This window comes from Deltaproteobacteria bacterium (assembly GCA_016874775.1).
Lineage (GTDB): Bacteria > Desulfobacterota > Binatia > Bin18 > Bin18 > VGTJ01.
This window is the reverse complement of the sequence record VGTJ01000259.1, coordinates 1-5,734: the sequence shown is the minus strand read 5'-3', so window position 1 is coordinate 5,734 and position 5,734 is coordinate 1. Positions and strand designations below refer to the sequence as shown.

General features: G+C 52.7%; 8 protein-coding genes. 3 read left to right on the top strand and 5 right to left on the bottom strand.

Annotated elements, in window-relative coordinates; all coding sequences use genetic code 11:
• Positions 1 to 114: 114 nt before the first annotated feature.
• Entirely contained in the window at positions 115 to 384 is a 270-nt protein-coding gene (locus FJ147_26675; protein ID MBM4259471.1) for a hypothetical protein, read from the top strand.
• A 9-nt stretch (positions 385 to 393) separates the two neighbouring features.
• Here FJ147_26675 and FJ147_26670 read toward each other — a convergent pair whose 3' ends face one another.
• From FJ147_26670 to FJ147_26655, 4 genes are all read right to left on the bottom strand, one after another.
• On the bottom strand, positions 394 to 771 hold the full coding sequence (locus FJ147_26670) for a hypothetical protein (GenBank protein MBM4259470.1): 378 nt from the start codon (positions 769 to 771) through the stop codon (positions 394 to 396).
• A 166-nt stretch (positions 772 to 937) separates the two neighbouring features.
• A complete protein-coding gene (locus FJ147_26665; GenBank protein ID MBM4259469.1) occupies positions 938 to 2,146 on the bottom strand; it encodes an amidohydrolase in 1,209 nt (402 codons plus the stop codon).
• A gap of 32 nt (positions 2,147 to 2,178) precedes the next feature.
• Positions 2,179 to 2,505 (bottom strand): type II toxin-antitoxin system PemK/MazF family toxin, encoded by a 327-nt coding sequence (locus FJ147_26660; GenBank protein MBM4259468.1) that lies wholly within the window; start codon positions 2,503 to 2,505, stop codon positions 2,179 to 2,181.
• On the bottom strand, positions 2,493 to 2,768 hold the full coding sequence (locus FJ147_26655) for a ribbon-helix-helix protein, CopG family (protein ID MBM4259467.1): 276 nt from the start codon (positions 2,766 to 2,768) through the stop codon (positions 2,493 to 2,495). Before FJ147_26655 ends, FJ147_26660 begins: the two co-directional genes overlap by 13 nt.
• A gap of 262 nt (positions 2,769 to 3,030) precedes the next feature.
• Here FJ147_26655 and FJ147_26650 point away from each other — a divergent pair, with 262 nt between their 5' ends.
• Positions 3,031 to 3,495 carry a hypothetical protein gene (locus FJ147_26650; protein MBM4259466.1) on the top strand — a complete coding sequence of 155 codons (465 nt, stop codon included), beginning with the start codon at positions 3,031 to 3,033 and terminating at the stop codon, positions 3,493 to 3,495.
• Positions 3,496 to 3,566: 71 nt separating this feature from the next.
• On the opposite strand, the gene FJ147_26645 is transcribed toward FJ147_26650, so the two are convergent.
• Entirely contained in the window at positions 3,567 to 3,917 is a 351-nt protein-coding gene (locus FJ147_26645) for a hypothetical protein (protein MBM4259465.1), read from the bottom strand.
• Positions 3,918 to 3,945: 28 nt separating this feature from the next.
• Here FJ147_26645 and FJ147_26640 point away from each other — a divergent pair, with 28 nt between their 5' ends.
• Positions 3,946 to 5,067: an LLM class flavin-dependent oxidoreductase gene (locus FJ147_26640; GenBank protein ID MBM4259464.1), complete on the top strand. Its 1,122-nt coding sequence runs from the start codon at positions 3,946 to 3,948 to the stop codon at positions 5,065 to 5,067.
• The last annotated feature ends 667 nt before the right edge of the window (positions 5,068 to 5,734 follow it).

Below are 5,734 nucleotides of genomic sequence, written 5' to 3'. Positions count from 1 at the left end.
GGGAGTGTTGTATTGTAGTACCCGGACGATTGCGCGCTGGAAGCGGCGGGTGGAGGAAGAGGGAGTGCAGGCGGCCTTAGGGACCCCACCCACGTCCTCGCGATTGGGAAGTTGGTGGAGCGAAAAGGAAACCAGTCCGTTGGAGTATCAGGCCCCTTTGGCGCCAACGGACCCTTTACGCTGACGGTCCAATGGCCGCAGAATTTGGGACAACCAGACGGCTGGAGAGTCACAGCGGTGACCCGTCTCGATGACACAGAAGTGTGTACGCGGGATACCTGCGGTGGACAGAGACAATGCCTCAATATGGCAACCAACGTCCGTCAGGCTCCGCTGACCACTACCATCGACTGGCGTGTCGACTGTAAATGTGTAGGGGGCTGATCCATACCTCTAAGAAAAGATCCACTGCTCAGCTTCGGCTTCGGTCTGAAACCAGCCAAACTTGGTGGTATCAGCATTCTGCGATAATAGACGCAGTTGCAAACGTGAGACGGCACTGCCGACCACATTCGCTGATTTTTTCATGCCACTCGTCACGGCGTATTGCATGCCAGCTTGATGGACATCCTGTATTTCCTTGCGCTGGACTGGATAATTTGACGCATCAACGACAACGTAAAATCCCTCTCCCAAGGTTTTGACTTTATCGACATGTGCGTTGAAATCCTTGGCAAACTCTTTGCCTTCCGCCTCTTCCCAGAACCCCCACATTCTAAATTTCATTAACCGGCGAGTTGTATCAATTGAGAATGAATAGCGTTTGTCCATGGTAGTGGACTCCCCCATAAAAACGATTGGTGTGTGACCACCTCAAAGTACGGAGATCGGCAGTTTCGGGAGGAAATAAAAGGGAGAGTCCTGTGTCACAGAGTGACACAATGAAGGTAGCCGGGGAATTTATTCCCCGGCGGTTTTCGTCACGAATAACAGAAAGTTAGTGCAGCGTCTCACCGTAATTCGCAAGATACACCTTCGGCACCTCAAACTTGAAGAGCTTCGCCGCATTGAGTCCAAGAATCTTGGCGCGGTTCTTATCGCTCAGGTCACCCATCTGCCGTTCGATCGCTTCAGCCGAGTGCGGCCATGAACCTTCGTGATGTGGGTAGTCATTGGCCCACAAACAGTTACCCACCAGGTTATATTTCACCGCGAGATCAATCCCAACTTGATCTTCCTGGAACGACGCATAGCCGTGTTCACGGAAGTAGTCACTCGGGAGCTTCTTCAACGTCGGCCATCTCCACATGTGATGTTTCTTGTAGGCTTCGTCCATCGCACTGATTGCCCAGGCGACCCAACCAATGCCACATTCAATCGCGGCAAATTTGAGTTGCGGGAATCGCTCCAACACACCAGAGGCGCACATATTGGCGATCGGTTCCACCGTCGGCGCCAGTGAATGTGACACGTAGTTAATCACGGCGCCGCCATCTTTGCGGGCCACGCGCGGGTCGCGGCCAGTAGAGATATGGAAAGTAATCGGCAGCCCAGTCTCCTGAATCGCTGCCCACAACGGGTCAAACATTTGCAGATTATAGTTCGGCTGCTTGGCATCGTACCCACCGAAGATCGGTTTGCAGGGTAACGTCAAGCCACGATAGCCCATCTTGGCCACGCGATGAATTTCAGCAATTGAACCTTCGAGCTCACCTGTCGCAACCGCCGCCATCGGTGACATACGATCATTGTACTTGCCGAAGGTTTCCCACGCCCAGTCGTTGTAGATACGACACTGCGCCATGGCGAATTGCGGGTCCGGTGTCGCCCACATCATCAGCCCTTTGTTGGGAAAGATGATCTCGGCATCGACACCATCACGCGCCATGTCTTTGAGGCGCTGTTCGGGATCAGCACCAGACTTCTGGCGTTCGAGGTCTTCACCGTGGAACACGGTGTCGTGCAAGCGCGACTTCTGCCAGCCTTCGGAGACTTGCCACTTCACGCCGTTCTCATCGACTTCGATCTTGGGCAGGCGTTCGAGATACTTCGCCTCCAAACGCTGCCGCCACAGATCGGCGGGCTCATTGGTGTGGCTATCACACGAGACCATGAAATACTTGTTGGGATCATTGGGCCGAGCGGTGCGTTCCCAGCCTGCATGTCCAGGGGTTTCTAACCGCCATTGGTTTGGTGCATCGAGCATCTCTAATGCCCTCCTTCATAAAGTAAAAGTGATTAACTATCGAAACCGAGCGCAAAAAGTAATGCCTCGCGAATTGCCAGCGTCACTTGTGGAGAAACAGTACCAACGAATACACGGAACTCATCTTTGGGGACGGTTGCAACATTGTCAAGGTTAATAGCCGATGTGGTTTTCAATCCACACTCCGGCCCAATTATGACTTCAGAAGGAATCCCTCGAATAGTCGTCGTAATCGGCGCGACAGTGACACTATGCAGATGCCCAAGGATCTCTTGTCGTGTCAGGACTAAAACTGGACGACGTTTATGAGGACGAGCAAATTCAAATTGCCAGATTTCACCACGATTTACTTCGGCCATACTTGCGCCTTCAGGATAGAGGCAAATTCGTCAGGAGCAACCGGATGACGCGCATAGCCCTCGCGGTGACGTCGTACTTTTTCCCCTAAGGCGCGCTGTTTTAGCCATGCCTCAAGCGCTTCACGAATGACCTCAGAACGCCCACGGTTATCGTCCTCACCAGCCACATCGACAGCATGCAGAAGCTCTTCATCGATACGAATAGAAATCGTTTTTGTCATGTCTTCTGTCATACGATCCGTAGGCAATCGAGTCAACTTCATTCATTTTGGGAAGAAGCAGAACAGAGGCCGGAATAAGCGAAGCGTTTCCGGCAGGCCGCAACGCCCTTCTTCATCTCCCCTTTCTTTCTCAGACGTGGTAACATCGTCCACTATTGGCGGGTATAAATGAGCATGCAAAAGGTTGTACGAAAATTCCGTTCCTTCGCTGAAGCTGAAGAGGCCGAGTACGCCGAATACCAAGCATTATCCGGCAACGACAAGCTTCAGATGCTTCTCGAATTAATCATGCCCGAGAATCCCGATGCGGCAACTATCGAACGATGTGCGCGAGTTCATCGACTTGCTGAACACGAAGAGTGTTAGATACGTGATCGTTGGCGCCTGGGCTTTGGCGTTTCACGGTCGCCCGCGTTATACAGGCGACTTCGATGTCTTCGTCGCGCATGATCCTGAAAATGCGAAGAAGTTAATGGAAGTCATCCGTGCATTCGGCTTTGGCAACACCGGAATTGAGCAAGAAGATTTCTTACAAGAAGACTACGTCGTCCAGCTTGGCGTAGCCCCGAATCGCATCGACTTGCTTACAGGCATTAGTGGAGTGACGTTTGAGGAGGCGTGGCAGAGCCGAGAAACGGGAGACATTTCTGGCGTGAAGGTTTCTCTTATCAGTCGTGATTTATTGATAAAGAACAAACGTGCAGCCAATCGAGCCAAAGACCAAGGCGATATCCAGTTATTAGAAAAGACGGCTCCGAAGAAGAAATAGAACGTAGGCCGGAATAAGCGAAGCGTTTCCGGCATCCGCGCGCCGGGAACGGCCTGCAGCCTTATCCCGGCCTACGTTCGTAGACTGCGGCAACGCCAAATCTCCTGCTCCACACTCTCCACTGACTGCCACGTTACCATGTCAGTTCTTCCTGTCGGTCGTTGGCGATTGAAATACATCACTCGTTGCTCGTCACACACCATATCCACTCGCGGACCAACTGGACAGCCAGCCATACACGCGACTTCGTGCACAAAAACACAGGCAGTTTGTGACCGCTGCTCTACCAATTCACGGATTGCCTCTAACAGCATAGGGCCGTTATAAGAGCCAGGTGCAGAATCTGTCGCGCGCATCTTGACCTGCACACGTTTCGCAGTACATTTGCTCTTCGTGCAGACATAGATATCGAGCTGCGCCATAGCTCAGGACCATAAAGGAAAGCATCCTATGAATGCAACTGAACTCCAAGAATATCGTCGCAAACACATCTCCGTGTACAACGCCAATAAAATGAAGCTGGGTATCTTCGGGCAGAACTGCAGTAATGGCTGTACCATCACGCATGCGGAGACGACCTTCAAACCGACATACAAGCATAACGTCGAGATCTCGCAGAAAGCCGATCGGCTGGGATTCGAGTTGCTCGTACCGGTAGGCCGCTGGCGTGGGTTTGGCGGTACGACCGATTTCAACGGCGATTGCATGGAAACCTACACCTGGGCTACGGCCATGGCGACGCAGACCAATAACATTATGTTATTCTCTACGTCGCATGTCCCGACTATGCATCCAATTGTCGCGGCCAAACAAGGCTCAACCATCGACAACATCTCCGAAGGTCGGTGGGGTTTGAACATTGTGTGTGGGTGGTTCACGCCAGAAATGGAAATGTTCGGTGCGCCGCAGATGCCGCACGATGACCGTTATCGTCACGCTGGCGAGTGGATTCACGTCATCAAGCGTTTATGGTCTGAACAACACTTTGATCATCACGGTGAGTTCTTCAACATCAAAGATGGCTACATGCTGCCCAAACCAGTGCAGCAGCCCTACCCTGTCATCATCAATGCGGGGTTCTCGCCAGCAGGCAAAGACTTCTCAGCCCGCGAGGTTGATTTCAACTTCATCGCGGTTGACACCCTCGAACATGGCAAAGAGGTTGTCGACGACGTCAAAGGATTGGCACGCGAAGAGTACAAGCGTGACATCGGTATGATGAGCTATGGCCTGGTTGTCTGTCGCGAGACTGAGAAGGAAGCCCGCCAAATGTACAACTACATCGTCGAGAAAGGCGATTGGGAAGCGACCCGTGGCATCCTCAATCTACTGGGACTTCAGAGCGGCTCGTTTAGTGAAGAACATCTCACCAAATACGCTGAACACTTCATTGCGGGCTGGGGCGGCTATCCAATGGTCGGTACACCAGAGCAAGTCACCGAGGAATTAGTGAAGATGTCCAAGATCGGTATCGAAGGCATGATCCTCTGTTGGCTCGATTACAACGAGGAGATCAAGTTTTTCGGCGAACGGGTGATGCCGCTCATGCAGCAGGCGGGGTTGCGACAGTAGATGAATTGAGTCATCGGGTGATCGCGCCACCGGGTGATTGAGGAATTGAAGATTGAAAGCTTCAGTAGGTTGCTTCTTCTTTTCAATGGCCCGATGACCTGATCGCCCGATCACCCGATTTAGTTGCTCGATCACCCGATGACTCACTGACTCAATCACTCAATTGTCTCAACATTACCCGCGCTCTCCGTAAATCCGGCATTGCAAACCCTTCGGTAAATTTTCCATACACTTCAGAGAGCAATTGTAACGCAGCGTCACGTTTGCCTTGCCGCTTCCACAACCGGCTCAGACTCAGGGCCGCGCGGAGTTCAAAGGCTTTCGTTTGCTGCTGACGCGAAATCGCCAGCGCTCGATGAAAACACTCCTACGCCTCCCGCTCCGCCTCACTGGAGACTCGGGGCTTGAGACTAGGGGCTGGGGAAGAGGGGCCAGCCCACTGCTGTAAAGGTCATTGGGAAGAGGGTTTCACTCTTTGTTTGTTATACGCAGCTACGAGGCGGTAGACTGAGGTCTGATTTCCCCGAATCGGTATGCGTAGTACGGGGACTTTGCGCTTCTTGGGTGGGGTCTTGAGCCAGCGCTTCGTCCAGAGCGTGGCTAACAGACGCGTGAGCTGTACCCGGAGGGCTTCTTCCGTGGGCAACACGGGGAATAGGGACTCGAC